At 67.5% G+C, this 16,145-nt stretch carries 15 protein-coding genes and 1 pseudogene; 5 read left to right on the top strand and 11 right to left on the bottom strand.

The features are described from left to right. The 4 genes from JO059_RS05305 to JO059_RS05290 all read right to left on the bottom strand — a co-directional run. Window positions 1–1,670, bottom strand: a 1,670-nt coding sequence (locus tag JO059_RS05305; protein ID WP_293315061.1) for a GGDEF domain-containing protein, incomplete at its 3' end; no start/stop codon positions are given. Window positions 1,671–1,752: 82 nt separating this feature from the next. Further along, a complete protein-coding gene (locus JO059_RS05300) occupies window positions 1,753–2,199 on the bottom strand; it encodes a nitroreductase family deazaflavin-dependent oxidoreductase (protein WP_293315060.1) in 447 nt (148 codons plus the stop codon). 10 nt (window positions 2,200–2,209) lie between these two features. Further along, complete coding sequence (locus JO059_RS05295) at window positions 2,210–2,638, bottom strand: HIT family protein (protein ID WP_293315062.1); 429 nt, start codon at window positions 2,636–2,638, stop codon at window positions 2,210–2,212. 16 nt (window positions 2,639–2,654) lie between these two features. Beyond that, window positions 2,655–3,818 (bottom strand): MalY/PatB family protein, encoded by a 1,164-nt coding sequence (locus JO059_RS05290; protein WP_293315059.1) that lies wholly within the window; start codon window positions 3,816–3,818, stop codon window positions 2,655–2,657. Window positions 3,819–3,846: 28 nt separating this feature from the next. Between JO059_RS05290 and JO059_RS05285 the strand changes: the two genes are divergently transcribed. Beyond that, window positions 3,847–5,250 (top strand): amidase, encoded by a 1,404-nt coding sequence (locus tag JO059_RS05285; protein WP_293315058.1) that lies wholly within the window; start codon window positions 3,847–3,849, stop codon window positions 5,248–5,250. A 6-nt stretch (window positions 5,251–5,256) separates the two neighbouring features. Here the strand turns inward: JO059_RS05285 and JO059_RS05280 are convergent. Further along, a pseudogene (locus JO059_RS05280) lies at window positions 5,257–5,442 on the bottom strand (VapC toxin family PIN domain ribonuclease); the annotation flags it as partial. A gap of 115 nt (window positions 5,443–5,557) precedes the next feature. On the opposite strand from JO059_RS05280, the gene JO059_RS05275 reads away from it, so the two are divergent. The 4 genes from JO059_RS05275 to JO059_RS05260 all read left to right on the top strand — a co-directional run bounded on the left by JO059_RS05275 (window position 5,558) and on the right by JO059_RS05260 (window position 8,911). Next, window positions 5,558–6,736 carry an amidohydrolase family protein gene (locus JO059_RS05275; RefSeq protein ID WP_293315057.1) on the top strand — a complete coding sequence of 393 codons (1,179 nt, stop codon included), beginning with the start codon at window positions 5,558–5,560 and terminating at the stop codon, window positions 6,734–6,736. 5 nt (window positions 6,737–6,741) lie between these two features. Then, window positions 6,742–6,864, top strand: a complete 123-nt coding sequence (locus JO059_RS05270; protein ID WP_293315056.1) for a hypothetical protein — start codon at window positions 6,742–6,744, stop codon at window positions 6,862–6,864. Between the two features lie 42 nt (window positions 6,865–6,906). Then, window positions 6,907–8,040, top strand: coding sequence for an adenylate/guanylate cyclase domain-containing protein (locus JO059_RS05265; protein WP_293315055.1), 1,134 nt, complete (start codon window positions 6,907–6,909; stop codon window positions 8,038–8,040). A 274-nt stretch (window positions 8,041–8,314) separates the two neighbouring features. After that, window positions 8,315–8,911: a hypothetical protein gene (locus tag JO059_RS05260; RefSeq protein WP_293315054.1), complete on the top strand. Its 597-nt coding sequence runs from the start codon at window positions 8,315–8,317 to the stop codon at window positions 8,909–8,911. A gap of 45 nt (window positions 8,912–8,956) precedes the next feature. On the opposite strand, the gene JO059_RS05255 is transcribed toward JO059_RS05260, so the two are convergent. From JO059_RS05255 to JO059_RS05230, 6 genes are all read right to left on the bottom strand, one after another. Continuing rightward, window positions 8,957–10,834: a sensor domain-containing protein gene (locus JO059_RS05255; RefSeq protein ID WP_293315053.1), complete on the bottom strand. Its 1,878-nt coding sequence runs from the start codon at window positions 10,832–10,834 to the stop codon at window positions 8,957–8,959. A 95-nt stretch (window positions 10,835–10,929) separates the two neighbouring features. Then, window positions 10,930–11,580, bottom strand: a complete 651-nt coding sequence (locus JO059_RS05250; RefSeq protein WP_293315052.1) for a class I SAM-dependent methyltransferase — start codon at window positions 11,578–11,580, stop codon at window positions 10,930–10,932. Then, entirely contained in the window at window positions 11,577–13,340 is a 1,764-nt protein-coding gene (locus JO059_RS05245; RefSeq protein ID WP_293315051.1) for a serine/threonine-protein kinase, read from the bottom strand. The genes JO059_RS05250 and JO059_RS05245 overlap by 4 nt, the downstream gene beginning before the upstream one ends. A gap of 133 nt (window positions 13,341–13,473) precedes the next feature. Next, window positions 13,474–14,622 (bottom strand): ATPase/transcriptional regulator EmbR, encoded by a 1,149-nt coding sequence (gene embR / locus JO059_RS05240; RefSeq protein WP_293315050.1) that lies wholly within the window; start codon window positions 14,620–14,622, stop codon window positions 13,474–13,476. 167 nt (window positions 14,623–14,789) lie between these two features. Continuing rightward, a complete protein-coding gene (locus JO059_RS05235; protein WP_293315049.1) occupies window positions 14,790–15,137 on the bottom strand; it encodes a DUF732 domain-containing protein in 348 nt (115 codons plus the stop codon). 110 nt (window positions 15,138–15,247) lie between these two features. After that, window positions 15,248–16,145: ATP-binding cassette domain-containing protein (locus JO059_RS05230; RefSeq protein WP_293315048.1), on the bottom strand; the 898-nt coding region annotated here is incomplete at its 5' end.

The raw sequence follows: 16,145 nt of genomic DNA, 5'->3' as shown, positions 1-16,145 counted from the left end.
GCCAACGCCTTCCGGATGACCGGAGGAGGCCACCGAACGCTGCCGGGCGCATAGTCTGTCTGGGGCGGCGGCGCGGCCACCGCTTCAGGCGCCGGTTGCGGCGTCCGTGTCGACGTCTGCGGGCCGGCGGTCGAATCACCTAGTGGCGTCACTGCGGTCGGACACGCCACACCCGGCATGAAGCTGCGAACACATTGGCCGCCTTCTCGTTTGGCGGCATACATGGCCAAGTCCGCGTGTCGCAGGAGCTGGTCGACGGTGCAGTTCGAGTTGGCCGTCGCCGCCGTGAGACCGATGCTCGGTCGCACCTCGATCGGAACGCCCTCGATCAGGATCGCGGTGTCGAAGGCGTTGAGGACTTGATGCGCCGCCGCTTCGCCCGCCTCGACGGAACCCTCGACGAGGACGGCGAATTCGTCACCGCCAAGGCGGGCGACGGTGCCCGTGTCGCCCACCGAAGCGGTGAGCCGCTCGGCGACGCGGACCAGCAGCTCGTCGCCGGCCGGATGACCCAGGGCGTCGTTGACCGACTTGAAGTTGTCCAGATCGAGGCACAACACCGAAATCGGCGCGGTTCCATGATCCAACTGGGCCACAGCTTTTTCCATTCGATCCAGGAAGAGCGCCCGATTGGCCAGACCGGTAAGGCTGTCGCGAAAGGCTTCCCGGGCCACTTCGGCCAACAAGCCCTGGTTCTCGACGAGCACCAAGAACTGCCGGACGAGCACCGCCGCCACCAGGATTCCCAGCGCGGCAAGCATCGGGCCGTGACGCATCTGGCCCACCGCGCGACCCAATCCGACGGCGGCGGCCAGCAGCAGCGGCAAGTACGGCAACCACAGCCTGGTGCGGGACGGAGTTACGTCCGGTGAGCCAGCGGCGGGGGACGTGTTGCGGCTTGACAGCGCGGCCAGCGCCATCATTGCCATGCCCGCCAGCCGCGCCACGTCGGCCGGGTCACTGTCGTGATAGCTGCCGAACCCGGTCGCGAACACCATCACCATGTCGGCGACGGCGATGATTCCGATTCCGCCGGCCAGCAGTCGCAAGCTGGGCCAGCCGGTGGGATGGGCTCGCGACAGTATCAGGAGCGCCGTCGTCGCCAAGGTGATGTCGGCGAAGACCTGACCGAGGGTCACCATGCGGGAGCCACTGTTCTCCCGAAGTTGCCTGTCGACGACAAACACCCAGGCGATGATGAACAGCGACGTCGCGACGATGAGGCCGTCCAGCAGCAGCCGCCGAGGGGTACGGCGAGAGACAGGGGACAACAGCACCAACGCGGCCAACGCGCCGATGGGATAGAGGCTGAACACCGCCTCGTCCGCGGACGGGTTACTGGCGTGCTGGAAGTCCGAACGCACGTCGTAGACCGCCCAGATAATCTGACCCACCACCAAGGCAAGCAAGGCGGTCACCAGCGCCAGCCACCCAAATCGGTGGCGGCCCACCGACCAGCGAGCCGCATAGCCCGCACATCCCGTCGCGAACGCCAAACTCGGAATCGATACCGCCTGGTAGAGAGGCCGAGGCCCGTGAGGGCTCTGCCACCCGAAGATCCAGTCCGCGACGATCAGGGATATCCCGACACCGTAGAGCCCCGCGACGAGCCACCCGACGTACGCGGGCAGCCCGAATCGCCGCCACGGATTACCCGTGCAGGGCTTCATGGCCACTCCAGCCGATCCCGACGGTGAGGAAACAGGAACCTCACCTCGCTAAAGAGGATAAACCGCTACTGGCGGTTCCCGGTTAATGCGGAGTGAGGACGACAACCGGAATGGGCCGCGACGTCTTCTTCTGGTAGGCGGCGTAGCGGTTGCCGTTGTTCTTGTTGACGATCTGCCACAGCCGCGCGTAGTCGGTGTCTCCGGGCAGCACCGGCCGGGCAGCGACGGCGAAACGCCTTGGCCCGACGTTGATTTCGACGTTCGGGTTCTTACGCAGGTTGTGATACCAGCCGGGTGCGCGCGGGTCGCCGCCCTTGGAGGCGACGATCAGGTAGTCGTCGCCGTCGCGCGCATACGTCAGCGACGTGGTTCGCGGCATGCCGGTCTTGGCGCCGACGGTGTGCAGCAGCAGGCTGGGTATCAGCAGCGTGCGATGCCCGATCCAGCCGTTCGACTTTCGGTAGACCGTGTCGTGCACGCGCAGCACCTGCGGTAGCAAGCCCTGCTCAAACCAAGACGGAAACGCCATTCGCCCAGTATTACTGACTCGCGTCGATCCGGGCCAGCGCCTCCCGCAGGAGCCGCCCGGTGGTCTCCCGGTCGGGGTCGCGGCGCAGCAGCATGCCCTTGGCCACCGTGAGCTTGTCGCCGTTGCGCCTCGGCAGCACGTGCAGGTGGATGTGCGAGACGGTCTGGAAAGCGGCGCGACCGTCGTTAATCGCGATATTCGTCGCGTCGGCCAATTCCGTGGCGCGGGCGGCGCGCGCGATGCGTTGGCCGATGGTGATCATCTCGGCAAGTGTCTGTGACGGGGTGTCGGTCAGGTCCACGGTGTGCCGCCTGGGCAGGACCAGCGTGTGCCCGCGGGTGAACGGGCGGATGTCGAGGATGGCCAGGTAGCCGTCGTCTTCGTAGATCCGGATGGCCGGAGCTTCCCCGGCGGCGATCGCACAGAACACGCAGGGCATGTCGCTCACGCTACCGTCAGCGCGGTACCGCGGCGGCGATCGCCTCGATCGCCCGGTCGAGGATCTCCCGCGTGGTGCCGAAGTTCAGCCGCGCGAAACCAGAGCCCACCGCAGCGCCGAACGGGATGCCGGGGGAGAGCGCCACCCTCGCCTTCGCCAGCAGGAACTCCGCCGGTTCGGTCGGCAGGTTGAGCGCCCGGAAGTCGACCCAGGAGAGGTAGGTGCCCTCGGGGGAAGTGACCTTGACCCCGGGAACCGACTTCGGCAGGGCGTGCACCAGGTGGTCGCGGTTTGCCCGCAAATACTCGAGCAGCTTGTCCAGCCACGGCGCGCCGTGTTGGTAGGCGGCGATGTTGGCACGGATTCCGACGGTCGACGTGCCCATCCGGTGCAGCATGTTGATCCGGTCCCAGTCGTCGGCGTCGCGGCGGTTGCACAGGATCACCTGCGCGCACATCAGACCGGGCAGGTTCCAGCCCTTCGAGGCCGACACCAGCGTCACCACCGTTTCGGCGGCCGCGTCGGAGACCGAGGCGGCGGGGACATGGCGCCGTCCGTAGACGACGGGTCCCCAGATCTCGTCTGCGATGACCCGGGCACCGTGGCGGGCGGCGATGTCCACGACCGCGCGCAATTCGGCTGCGCTGAACGCGGTGCCCAGCGGATTGTTCGGATTGCAGAGAATCACCGACCCCGCCCCACGGACGAACGCGGCCTCGAGGGCGTCCAGGTCCGGCAGGTAACGTCCTGAATCCTGTTGAACCATAGGGATTTCCACTCGTTGGCGACCGGTGACGTGCAGGACGTCGAAGAACGGCATGTACGCGGGAACGGGCAACGCAACCGGACTTTCCGGCCGGGTGTGGAAGTTGATGACGACTTCCATCCCCTTGAGGACATCGGGAACCACGCGCACCCAGTCGGGTTGGACGGGCCATCCATAACGTTGCCGACACCACTCGGCGGTCGCCACGGGCAAGGTGTCCTCGTTGAAGCGCGGGTAGCCGAATTCCTCGTTCTCGATGCATGCCCGTATCCCGTCGAGCACCGCCGGTGCCGTCGGAAAATCCATCTCCGCCACCCATAGTGGCAACACGCCGGGCTCGAAGAGGTTCCACTTGATCGTGTCGCGGCCGCGAAGCTGTTCTTCCGTCAACAGATCGAAGGTGCTGTCGTGCATTTCAGCAGTATTTCAGTAGGCTGCGGCGGTGGACTCCCGCGATCTCGCCTTTGCCGGCGCGGCCGCACAGGCGCGCATGCTGGCGGACGGCGAAGTCACCGCGCCAACCCTCCTCGAGGTGTACCTGGAACGGATCGAGCGCCTCGACAGCGAACTGCGCGCCTTTCGCGTAGTGCGCTACGACGGTGCGCGCGAGGAGGCCTATGCGGCGCAGGATCGGCTGGACGCGGGCGAGCGGCTGCCGCTGCTGGGCGTGCCGATCGCGATAAAGGATGATGTCGACGTCGCCGGCGAGGTGACGACGTACGGCAGTGGTGGACATCGCCCTGCGGTGACCGCCGACGGGGAGGTGGTTCGGCGCCTGCGGGCGGCCGGCGCCGTCATCATCGGCAAGACGAATGTGCCCGAGCTGATGATGTTTCCCTACACCGAGTCGCTGACGTTCGGCGCGACCCGAAACCCGTGGAACCCCAAGCGCACCCCGGGCGGTAGCAGCGGCGGCAGCGCGGCCGCGGTGGCCGCCGGGCTGGCTCCGCTGGCCCTGGGATCCGACGGCGGCGGCTCGATACGGATCCCGGCAAACTGGTGTGGCGTGTTCGGCCTTAAACCGCAGCGCGATCGCGTGCCCCTGGAGCCGCACGACGAGGCCTGGTATGGGCTGAGCGTGAACGGCCCGCTCGCCCGTTCGGTGATCGATGCGGCGTTGTTCCTGGATGTGACGGCCGCGTTTTCCGAAGTGTCCGGCGCGAGTGGCGAGTTCGTGGAAGCGGCGGCGCGCCACCCCGGCCGGCTGCGAATTGCCTTGAGCACCAAGGTCCCAATGCCCCTGCCCATCATCCGGATCGGCAGGGAACAGCTGGCGGCGGTCGACCAGGCCGGCGCATTGCTTCGCGAGCTGGGCCACGAGGTCATCCATCGTGACCCCGAATACCCGCCCTCGGCGGTCATCGCCAACTACCTGCCGCGATACTTGCGCGGCATCTGCGACGACGCGGACGCGCAGGCACATCCGGAACGTCTCGAAGCGCGCACCCGCAACCTGGCACGCGCCGGTGCCGTCTTCTCCGACCGGCGGATGGACGCGGTGCGCGCCGCGGAGCCGGCGCTGACCGCTCGCATTCAGTCCATCTTCGACGACGTCGACGTCCTGATCACTCCGGGCAACGCCACGGGCCCGTCCCGCATCGGCGCCTACCAGCGCCGGGGTGCGATCTGGACGCTGTTGGCGGTGGCCCAGCGGGTCCCTTACCAGCAGATCTGGAACTTGACCGGACAGCCGGCGGCCGCCGTGCCCTGGGACTTCGATGGCGACGGCTTGCCGATCGGCGTGCAGCTTGTCGGGCGCCCCTACGACGAGGCGACGTTGTTGTCGCTGTCGGCGCAGATCGAGGCCGCGCGCCCGTGGGCCCACCGGCGCCCGCCGGTTTCATGAGATGTGTCAGGCGATCAGTTCGATGTCGGCCTCGTGACCGTGCGACTCAGCGAGTCGCTCGTCACACGTCAGCAGGGGAGCCGACAATCCTTCGGCGAGCGCGACATACATCCCGTCGGCAACGGAATGGGTGCTTCGCAGTCGGTAGGCACGTTCCACGAATGGCTGTGTCGGCCAACGCCGAACCGGCAGACCGGGGCGAATCGATCGCGAACGAGCCGAGGATCAGCGCCCTGGCATTGCCGTCGACGGTCGGCGGGAATCCCCGCATGGGTGCGGTCATTGCAAGCGTATCTTTGCTGATGACATGCGACGGATCGCGATTCGCGCCGATCAGATCTTCGACGGCTACCGGTTTCACGACGGACCAGTACTCATCGTGGTCGAGGACGGTCGGATCAGCGCGGTCGATCTCGAAGGGGCCCGCGTTCCGCCTGACACGACGCTGGTTGATCTAGGCGAGTCGGCGTTGTTGCCCGGGCTGGTGGACGCGCATTCGCATTTGTGTTGGGAACCGGGCGGTGAGCCGGAAGCGCTTGCGGGCGACTCGTACGAAGCGCTGCTCGGGCGGGCACGGCGGCACGCCGAGGCCGCGCTGCGGTCTGGGATCACCACGATCCGCGATCTCGGTGACCGAGACTTCGCGACCCTGGCGCTGCGGGAGGAGTACCGGCGGGGGACCACGCTGGGGCCCGAACTTCTCGTCTCCGGGCCGCCCCTGACCCGTAGCGGCGGGCATTGCTGGTTTCTCGGTGGCCAGGCCGATACTGCCGAGGCGTTGGTTGACGCCGTCAACGAGTGGGCCGCGCGGAAAGTGGACTGGATCAAGGTGATGGCCACCGGCGGGTTCACCACCACCGGAACCGATCCATGTCGGCCGCAGTACACCGTCGATCAATTGGCAGCCCTGGTCGAGGCGGCCCATCGAGTGGGTCTCCCGGTGACCGCGCACGCACACGCCACCGCAGGAATCGCCGCCGCGGTCGCCGCCGGTGTGGATGGGATCGAACACTGCACCTTCCTCACCGAAAGTGGCGTCACCGCCAGCCCCGAGGTTGTCAAATCGATTGTCGGCCAAGGCGTCTGGTGCGGTGTCACGATCCCTCGGGTGGTTCCCGGGATGCCGGCGGACATCGCGGCCTTGGTTCGGGACGTAAGGCGAAACATCCGTTCCCTCATGGATTCTGGCGCGCGTGTCGTCTTGTCCACCGATGCCGGTGTCGACCCCGAAAAGCCCCATGGCGTGCTGCCGGTGGAGCTGGCGGACCTGTCCCGGAACGGCTTCACCGCGACCGAGGTGCTTACCGGCGCCACCGCCACCGCCGCCGCCAGCTGTGGGCTGGGCCATCGCAAGGGCCGTATCGCGCCGGGCTACGACGCCGATCTCCTGGCGGTCGCCCCCGGTTTGGATAACGACCTCGCGGGACTTCTCGACGTGAAAGCCGTGTGGCGCAACGGAACCCAGGTTGCACTCAGCGGATATTGACATCGGTGGCGGCCGACATCGTCGCGCGGTTCTATCTGGGGGAGCCGCTTGCGCTTTCCGGCGGTTCTCCCCAGACTGGCTTCGGGGTGGTGCCGTTGGCCACCGAAGAGGAGCCACCTCCATTCTGACGGCCGCCGAACGAGCGGGTTGAGACGTTGTACGTTGACCAGGTGGACGACCCCTCGCACGACACGGCCGATCAAAACATCGACGAACTGCTCGAGGGCCTCGAGGGCACCGCGCGCACCGAGCGGGCTGAACTCATAAGGTGGCTGCTCGAGCAGGGCATCACCGCCGACGAGATCCGGGCAACCAACCCGCCGCTGCTGTTGGCTACCCGGCACCTGATCGGCGACGACGGCACCTACGTGTCCTCCCGGGAGATCAGCGAGCAATACAACGTCGACCTGGAGCTGCTGCAGCGCATACAGCGCGCTATCGGCCTGGTCAGGGTGGACGACCCGGATGCGGTCGTTCACATGCGCGCCGACGGTGAGGCCGCCGCGCACGTGCAGCGCTTCGTCGAGCTGGGGCTGGATCCGGATCAAATGGTGCTCGTCGTGCGGGTCCTCGCCGAGGGCCTCTCCCGCGCCGCAGAGGTCATGCGCTATACCGCGCTATCGGCGATCATTCGCCCGGGAGCAACCGAGCTCCAGATCGCCCAAGGGTCCAAGGAGCTGGTGAGCCGAATCGCGCCGGAACTCGGCCCGACGATCAAGGACATGCTGTTCATGCAGCTGCGCCACATGATGGAGACCGAAGCGGTCACCGCCGGGGAGCGAGCGGCCGGCAAGCCGCTGCCGGGGGCGCGTCAGGTCACCGTCGCGTTCGCGGACCTGGTCGGCTTCACCAAGCTGGGCGAGGTGGTATCGCCCGAGGAGCTGGGCCAACTCGCCGGCCGGCTGGCCCATCTCGCCCGTGACCTGACCGCCCCGCCGGTCCGGTTCATCAAGACGATCGGCGACGCGGTGATGCTGGTCTGTCCCGATCCGGCGCCCTTGCTCGATGTCGTCCTCAAGCTCGTCGACGTCGTGGACACCGACAACGACTTCCCGCGATTGCGGGCGGGAGTGGCGTCCGGCATGGCGGTGAGCCGCGCCGGCGACTGGTTCGGCAGTCCGGTCAACGCCGCGAGCCGCATCACCGGCGTGGCGCGCGCGGGAACGGTGCTCGTCGCGGATTCGGTCTGGGAGGCCGTCGGCCATACCGGCCACTTCCACGGGTCTTTTGCGGGCGCGCGCCGGCTCAAGGGCATCAAGAACGAGGTCAGGCTGTACCGGCTGCGCCGGGGAAACGGCGCCTGAACAAGCGACTGAACAAGCGGCTGAACAGGCGACCGACACCATAGGGCAGGCCCGGGCGACTCTTGGGGGCGTCTGACGATTCTGTCGTACGCGGCCGGCTCACTACCCCTAATTCCGGCGCTTCGAATTGATCGCTTCCGGGCCTGCTTCGGTTCCCAAAATACAGCTCCGATCAGCTCATATCAACGGGGTCTGCGGCCGGACGCGACTCTCCGCGCGTTCGCCGGCGGTGAACGATCTTCAATTACACCTGTAACGGTGTAATTATGTAATCATGAAACCTCATCACACACACGGGCGGCGTTACGGCCGTCCCGGGGGATGGCAGCAAGCCCAGCAACCCGACACCAGTGGTGCCGCCGAATGGTTCGCCGGACGGCTCCCGGAAACCTGGTTCGACGGCGATCCCACGGTGATCGTCGACCGCGAAGAGATCACGGTCATCGGAAAGCTGCCCGAGCCCGAGGGCTCCGGCGAAGAAGAGAGCGAGGCGCGGACGGCCGGAAGGGTGTCGCGGTTCCGGGAGGAAACCCGCTCCGAACGGATGCGCATCGCCGATGAAGCGGAGCAACGCTACGGCCGCAAGGTCTCCTGGGGCGTCGAAGTCGGTTCCCCAAGCGGCTCCCAAAATGGCACCGAGCGAATCTTGTTCACGCACATCGCCGTTCCGGTGATGACGCGCCTGAAGCAACCCGAACGCCAGGTGCTCGACACGTTGGTTGACGCCGGGGTGGCGCGGTCGCGCGCCGATGCGCTTGCGTGGTCGGTCAAACTTGTCGGCGAGCACACCGAGGAATGGCTGGCCAAGCTGCGCAACGCCATGTCGGCGGTCGATGATCTGCGCGCGCAGGGGCCCGACCTGCAGTCATAGCCGCCTGCCGGCGGAAGCCGCGGCGCCGCTTGGCGTTGCGGCTCGCTATTCGTTCTTGGTTTTCTCGACGATCTTGTCGGTGATCTGGTCGGCCTGATCGCTGATGTGGTATCCGCACGCGTTGACGTCGGCGATCACGTTGTTCGCCACAGCCAGCGCGCGCTGGCACTCCCAGCCGTCGGCGCCCTCCTGGGTGTCGGCCAGCGTGATCTTCGGTGGGCCGCCGTTGACTTGCGCAAAGGTCCACCTGTAGGTCTTGGCTTTGTTCGTCACGGTCACCGTCTTGCCGGCGCAGCTTTTCCACTTGTCCGCCGAACTCTGCAGGAAGGCTTTGGCTTTGTCGGCGGACGGGAAGGCCACGACGGCCTGGTTGACCCAATGGTCGTAGTTGTCCCCCGGCTCGTGGGACACCAGTGCACTCAACCCGGTGTAGCCGCTGCCCGTGTACACGGAGTCCTGGCTGGTGTACAGCGCCCCGAGGCAGGCCGGCGAAGACAGCGTCTCAGACGAGGTGTCCATCGAGGTGATCGGGTTGCCGGGCTCCAGGCTCGAGGCGCCCATGACGGAGTTGATCTCCGATGGGCTCAGCAGCAGCGAGCTGAGCCGGTCCGCGGCTATCGGGTCGGGAGGCGGCGGCGCCTTCTTCGGCTTGATGAGCAGCCCGACCACCACCAGGCCGATGAACACGACGACCACCACACCGGCGACGGCGGCGATGATCGGCCAGGGACTGCGTTTGGACTTGGCCGGCGGCTGGCTCCATGATGTGGGGCCGCCGAATTGGTGAGGCGGGGTCTGGGGTGCCTGTGGCGGCCCGGCCCAGTTGCCCCCTTGGGCCGGCTGATACTGCGGACCAGATTGCCCGGCCGCGGGCTGCGGCCCGCTGTCGGGGGCCCAGCGACGGGCGCCGTGGGCAGCTTGCGCGATCGGCGGCGCGGGCGTCGTCGGGGGTGAGTTGCTGGCCGGTCGGGTGCCCGGCACGGGTGGCGGCGCCAGCGCGGTGGCGGTGAGGGTGGGATCCCCCCCGGTGGGTGCCACGGTGGCTTCTTGGCTGCGGCGGAGGATGTCGGCGGCGTGGTCTTGGTCGGGGTCGGAGAGGGCTTCGTGGGCGGCCAGGGCCAGGTCTCCGGCGCTGGCGTAGCGGTCTTCGGGTTTTTTGGCCATGCCGCGCGCGATGACGGCGTCAAAGGCCTTGGGAACGCCCGGCCGCACGTCGCTGGGCTTGGGGATCGGGTTGAGCAGGTGAGCGCTGACCAGCGTGCCGGCGCTGTCTGCGCGATAGGGCGGGGATCCGGTCAACGCCTCGTGCAGCACGCAGGCGAGTGCGTAGATGTCGGCGCGGTAGGTGACTTCCTCGTTGGAAAACCGTTCGGGCGCCATGTATTTCCAAGTGCCCACCGCGGTGCCCAGTTGGGTAGGCTTCTCGTCGGTGGTCGCGCTGGCGATGCCGAAGTCGACCAGGTAGGCGAAGTCGTCGCGGGTGACCAAGATGTTGGGGGGTTTGACGTCGCGGTGCATCACCCCCGCGGCGTGGGCGGCGTCGAGCGCCGAGGCGATCTGGGTGATGATGGCCACCGCGCGCGCGGGGGTCAGTGGGCCGTAGCGTTTGAGCACGCTGTCCAGGTCGGTGCCCTCGATCAGGCGCATCTCCATGAACATTTGCCCGTCGATCTCGCCGTAGTCGTGGATGGGCACCACGTGGGGCTCCTGCAAACGGCCGGCGATGCGCGCCTCGCGCTTCATCCGCTCGCGAAACACCGGGTCCTTGCTGAAGGTGTCCGACATCAGCTTGAGCGCCACCGTCCACTCCTTGACGGTGTGTTCGGCCTCGTAGACCTCACCCATCCCACCGCGGCCCAGCAGCCGTTTTAGGTGATAGGGCCCAAACATCGAGCCCACCCGTGAGGCCTGCGCGTCGCTCATCCCTGACCCTCCAAACCAACCCCGGACCCGCCGACCATATCAACACCCTCCGACCCGAGCGGCCAGCCGCGAGCCCCGACTCAGCAATCAAGATGCTAGCCGGGCCGCCGCCACCACAGGAGGTAACGCCAGAACAGCAGCCGGCGCACCCTGGCACCCGGCAGCGTCGCGGCCGCGACCTCGCGCGCCTGCCGGGTCGTCAGCGGCGCGTCGAACACCTTCGGCATCGCCTCGTTGGCCGGGTCCAACCCATACCAGCCGCCCGAGCCCGTCGCCCGGAGTGCGGCGAACAGCGCGCCCATCGCCCGAAAAGCCGCCGCCGCAACAACTTCGGTGGCCGCCTCGCGCGGCAGGTCCACCCGCGGCAGGACCACCGCGGCCAGCACGCCGCCCGGGCGCAGCGCCGGCGCCAGGTGGCGCAGGGCCTCGCCGAGCGGCACATGATGCAAGGCGGTAATTGACACGATCGCGTCGTAGCTCTCCGCGGGCAGTCGCAGCCGCAGAACATCGGCGCGGATACACGTGACATTGGCCGGTGTTCGCCGTCGGGCCGCATCGATCATCGCCGCCGACTTGTCGACGGCGTCGACGTGCTCGGCGCGCTCGGCCAGCCGCGCGGCAAATGATCCAGCGCCACAACCCACGTCGAGGACTCGCCCGCAGCGCCGGGGGAGCCGGTTCAGGATCAGTCGCTGGTAGTAGGTGCTGGGGTCCCAGTGGTCCCAGGCCAGCCGACTGGGCGTCACCCGTACTTGGCCCACCAGCCGTGCAGCGCCTCGATGGTCGGGGGATCTCCGAAGACATCGCTGAGCACGAGTTTGGCCTGGTTGCTCCAGATCAGGTTCGGGTGGTTCTTGTACGTACCGCACGCCAGCATCCCGGCGATCTCCGTCGGCGTCTGGTCGTAGTGCCAGGTCTCGGGCGAGGAACCACCGTCGGGACAGTTCGCCAGCTGCATAGCGGAGACATCGTCGTCGAATGCCCTTTTCAGGGAGTCGGCATTGGGGAACAACCCGTAGACGGCGCGCGACGGGCCGCCCGGGTTGGTGTTTTGATCGCAGTCGACCATGGCCACCGCATGAATCCATATGCTGTTCGCCGCCGGGGTGGTCGGCGTGCACGCGCCATCGGGGTAACCCGCTGGCAGCGAACTGAGCAGATTGCTTTGCAGGTCGCCGCCCGTGGCGGTGGTCGTCGGTGTCGAGGGGGTCGTGGAGTTCTTTCCCGTTGTCGAGCTGGTTGTGGTTCCCTGCGCCTGCGGCTTGTCGGTGTTGCGGCCACGCGTTGCCAGCCAGATGCCCACGACGGCCACGACGAGAATGACCACCAGAGCGGCGGCCCCGGCGATGATGGGCCAGGGGCTGCGTTTGGGCTTTGCCGGAGGCTGGTTCCACGGTGTGGGGCCCCCGAATTGGTGGGGCGGGGGCGTCTGGGGTGGGCTGCCCCAGTTGCCGCCGGGAGGCGGCTGGTAGGGCGTCCCGGGTTGACCGGCCCAGGACTGGGGCGTCCCCGGGGGAGGGGTTGGTGGCGGAGGCGGCTGGTTGCCCGGTTGGGCGCCTGCTGGGGGGGCCGCCGCCGCGGTGGAGGCCAGGGCGGGAGTGGGTTCGGCGGGGCCGGACAGGGTGGCTTCCTGGCTGCGGCGGACGATGTCGGCGGCGTGGTCTTGGTCGGGGTCGGAGAGGGCTTCGTGGGCGGCCAGGGCCAGGTCTCCGGCGCTGGCGTAGCGGTCTTCGGGTTTTTTGGCCATGCCGCGCGCGATGACGGCGTCAAAGGCCTTGGGAACGCCCGGGCGCACGTTGCTGGGTTGGGGGATGGGACTCATCATGTGGGAGCTGACGAGGGTGCCCGCGCTGCTGGATGCGTAGGGCGGGGAGCCGGTCAGGCACTCGTGCAGGACGCAGGCCAGTGCGTAGATGTCGGCGCGATAGGTGACCTCGTCGTCGGAAAACCGTTCGGGCGCCATGTATTTCCAGGTGCCCACCGCGGTGCCCAGTTGGGTGAGCTTCTCGTCGGTGGTCGCGCTGGCGATGCCGAAGTCGACCAGGTAGGCGAAGTCGTCGCGGGTGATCAGGACGTTGGGGGGTTTGACGTCGCGGTGCATCACCCCCGCGGCGTGGGCGGCGTCGAGCGCTGAGGCGATCTGGGAGATGATGGCCACCGCGCGCGCCGGGGTCAGCGGCCCGTAGCGTTTGAGCACGCTGTCCAGGTCGGTGCCGTCGATCAGGCGCATCTCGAGGAACATCTGCCCGTCGATTTCGCCGTAGTCGTGGATGGGCACGACGTGGGGCTCCTGCAAACGCCCGCAGATGCGCGCCTCGCGCTTCATCCGCTCGCGAAACACCGGGTCCTTGCTGAACTCCGCGGTCATCAGCTTGACGGCGCACGGCCACTCCTTGACCGTGTTCTCGGCCTCGTAGACCTCACCCATCCCGCCACGGCCCAGCAGCCGCTTCAGGTGATAGGGCCCAAACATCGAACCCACCCGCGAGCCCCGCGCGTCACTCATCTTGGCCCTCCACATTCAGGCCTGCCAAACCTGCCCCGGACCCGCCGACCATATCAACACTTTGCACCAGAGCCGGCCGCGCACAAACCTCCGGCCCAGCAACGTCGGGGGTCGCGGGCGCGCGGCGGCCGGCCTAAGCCTCGTTTCGGTCGCCGGCGGCGATCTGGAACGTGAATTCATGGTCACAGATCCGGATCTGGTCGCCGTCGTGCAGGGTCGCGGCCGCGCGGATCCGCTGGTGCTGCACGTGAATGCCGTTCGCCGACTGCAAATCGTTGATGATGTAGCTGGTGCCCGTGTCGACGATGACCGCGTGGTGACGGCTGACGTTCGCGCCGTCGAGCACGATGTCGTTGTCGCTGAGGCGCCCGATCCGGGTCGCCGCCGCCTGCAGCGGGTAGCTGCGCCCCGACGCGTCGAGCAGGTACGCGACGGCCTTCTGACCGGAGACCATGGTGCGCTGATCGAGCGCGGTGACCGTGCCGGCGGCCGTGGTCTGCGCCGACTGCTTCACGTCCAGCGGTTCCTGCCGCAAGATCCGCTCGTTGAGGGCACGCAGTGTCTGACCGGGGTCGATCCCGAGGTCCTCGGCGAGGGTGGTTTTCACGCGGCGGTAGGCGGCCAGCGCGTCGGACTGGCGGTCGGTCATGTAGTAGGCGGTGATCAGCTGCGCCCACAGCGGTTCGCGGTAGGGGTGCTCCAACGTCAGAGCCTCGAGCTCGGTGATCACGTCGAACGCCCGTCCGCAAGCGATTTCGGCCTCCGCCCTTGCCGTGTGCACCACGATCTTTTCCTCCACGAGCGACGTGGCGAATGCGTCGACGAACTGAAAGTCGATGAGGTCCTCGAGCACCTGTCCCCGCCATTGCGCCAGCGCGGCCGAAAGGCGCCGGCTGGCCTCTTCGAATCGCCCGACTGCGGCCGCGTGCACGCCCGCGGTCTTGTCGGCGATGAATCGCCCAAGATCGCAAGCGTTTTCGGGAATGCTGAGCCGGTAACCCGGCGGCGCGGCCGCCAACACCAACCGCGGGTCGATCCCGACGCCGCTGAGCAGCTTACGCAGGTTGGACACATAGGAGTGGATGCTGGCCCTGGCCCCCGACGGGGGCAAGCCCTCCCACAGGGCCGTGATGAGCCGATCGACGCCCACGGGGCTGTTGCGGTTCATCAGCAGCATGGCCAGCACCGCGCGTTGTTTGGGCGTGCCCAACGGCACGAGCGTGCCGTCAACGCTCATCTCCAGCGGTCCGAGCAGACCGAATTCCAGACTTCTGTCCGTCATGACTTGTCATTCTGATACGAAGGCCCGCCCGCGCCGAGACTTGCCTCAGGGCGATGCGCCGCGGCGTGTCGTGTGCGCCGTGCAAGTGTGGTGCGCGTTTCGCGGTTGCCGCTCTCACGAGAAAGGGGGACCCCGTTACCGGGATCCCCCATTCCTGGGCGAGTTGTCTACGCGATCTTGCTCATGAGCTGGCCGGAGAGGTCCGGGCAGTAGGCGTCGGTCGCGTCGATGACCAAGTGGGCCGCTTGCTTCGGGGTCAGGTGGCCCTGGCCGAGGACTTCGTGGAAGACGTCGAGCCCGGTCTTGCCGGCGGCCAGCCTGGTGCAGACCTGGTGGCCCTGCCGGACGGCCTCCTGGGGTGAGCTGAAGGTGACGCCCAGCCTCGTCATCTGGGCGATGAAGGTGTCGTCGGGCGTGCTGGCCGCGGCCGTTCCGGCCCCGGCGAACGCAGCGAGCGCGATGGCGGCGGCGCCGATCGTGGTGGTGGCAACTGTGCTGATGCGGAATGAAAACATCGTTGTAATCCTTTCCGGTTGTGCTCTTTCGTTGTGCCCAGCATCGCGCGCCACCCTTGAAGGATTCTTAATAAATTCTTGGCGGCTTCTCGGCGGCGGTTAAGTAACGCTCAGACCCTCGTCATCGCGTAGTAGGCACCCCGCCGGGACAGCAGTTCGGCATGGCTGCCCTGCTCGACGATCCGGCCCGCCTCCACCACCAGGATCCGGTCGGCATTGTGGATGGTCGAAAGCCGGTGCGCGATAATGAAACTCGTTCGATCTTGGCGTAGCTCGCGCATGGCGACCTGGATCAGGGTTTCGGTGCGGGTGTCGACCGAACTGGTCGCCTCGTCGAGGATCAACAGCTGCGGACGGGCGAGGAAGGCGCGGGCGATGGTGATCAGTTGCTTCTCCCCGGCGCTGATGTTGGCGCCGTCGCCGCCGACCCGTGTCTGGTAGCCGGCCGGCAGGGTGTGGACGAACCGGTCGACATATGCCGCCTCGGCGGCTTCGACGATCTCGTCTTCGCTGGCGCCGGGCCGCCCGTAGGCGATGTTGTCCGCGATCGTCCCGTCGAAGAGCCAGGTGTCCTGCAGCACCATGCCGATTCGCGAGCGCAGGGACTGCCTGCTGACCGTGGTGATGTCGGTGCCGTCGATCAGTATCCGGCCGGAATCGACGTCGTAGAACCGCATCAACAGATTCACCATCGTGGTCTTGCCGGCTCCGGTCGGTCCGACGATCGCCACCGTGCTGCCGGGTTCGGCCACCAGCGACAGGTCGTGGATGACAGGGCTGCCCGGCCGATAGGCGAAGTTCACGTGCTCGAACTCGACACGTACCCCGCTGCGTGGGGCTCGGCCGTCGGGCCGCGGCCGGGGTTGTGGGGAGGCCGGGCGCGGGTCCGGCGGCTCCTCGGGCTCGTCGAGCAGCTCGAAGACCCGCTCGGCGCTGGCCACCCCGGATTGCAGGGTGTTGTACATGCCCGCCACTTGGCTCAGGGGCGCGTTGAACTGCCGCACATAT

Source organism: Mycobacterium sp. (assembly GCF_019247615.1).
Lineage (GTDB): Bacteria > Actinomycetota > Actinomycetes > Mycobacteriales > Mycobacteriaceae > Mycobacterium.
The sequence above is the reverse complement of the archived record's forward strand: the minus strand, read 5'-3'. Positions and strand labels throughout refer to the sequence as shown.

What these genes read in the sequence shown, in the direction of transcription:
- JO059_RS05290 (WP_293315059.1), bottom strand. Translation starts at nt 3,818, where the DNA reads ATGCACGACAGCACCTTCGATCTGTTGACGGAAGAACAGCTTCGCGGC.
- JO059_RS05300 (WP_293315060.1), bottom strand. Translation starts at nt 2,199, where the DNA reads ATGGCGTTTCCGTCTTGGTTTGAGCAGGGCTTGCTACCGCAGGTGCTG.
- embR (WP_293315050.1), bottom strand. Translation starts at nt 14,622, where the DNA reads ATGACGGACAGAAGTCTGGAATTCGGTCTGCTCGGACCGCTGGAGATG.
- JO059_RS05260 (WP_293315054.1), top strand. Translation starts at nt 8,315, where the DNA reads ATGAAACCTCATCACACACACGGGCGGCGTTACGGCCGTCCCGGGGGA.
- JO059_RS05245 (WP_293315051.1), bottom strand. Translation starts at nt 13,340, where the DNA reads ATGAGTGACGCGCGGGGCTCGCGGGTGGGTTCGATGTTTGGGCCCTAT.
- JO059_RS05275 (WP_293315057.1), top strand. Translation starts at nt 5,558, where the DNA reads ATGCGACGGATCGCGATTCGCGCCGATCAGATCTTCGACGGCTACCGG.
- JO059_RS05295 (WP_293315062.1), bottom strand. Translation starts at nt 2,638, where the DNA reads ATGCCCTGCGTGTTCTGTGCGATCGCCGCCGGGGAAGCTCCGGCCATC.
- JO059_RS05255 (WP_293315053.1), bottom strand. Translation starts at nt 10,834, where the DNA reads ATGAGCGACGCGCAGGCCTCACGGGTGGGCTCGATGTTTGGGCCCTAT.
- JO059_RS05235 (WP_293315049.1), bottom strand. Translation starts at nt 15,137, where the DNA reads ATGTTTTCATTCCGCATCAGCACAGTTGCCACCACCACGATCGGCGCC.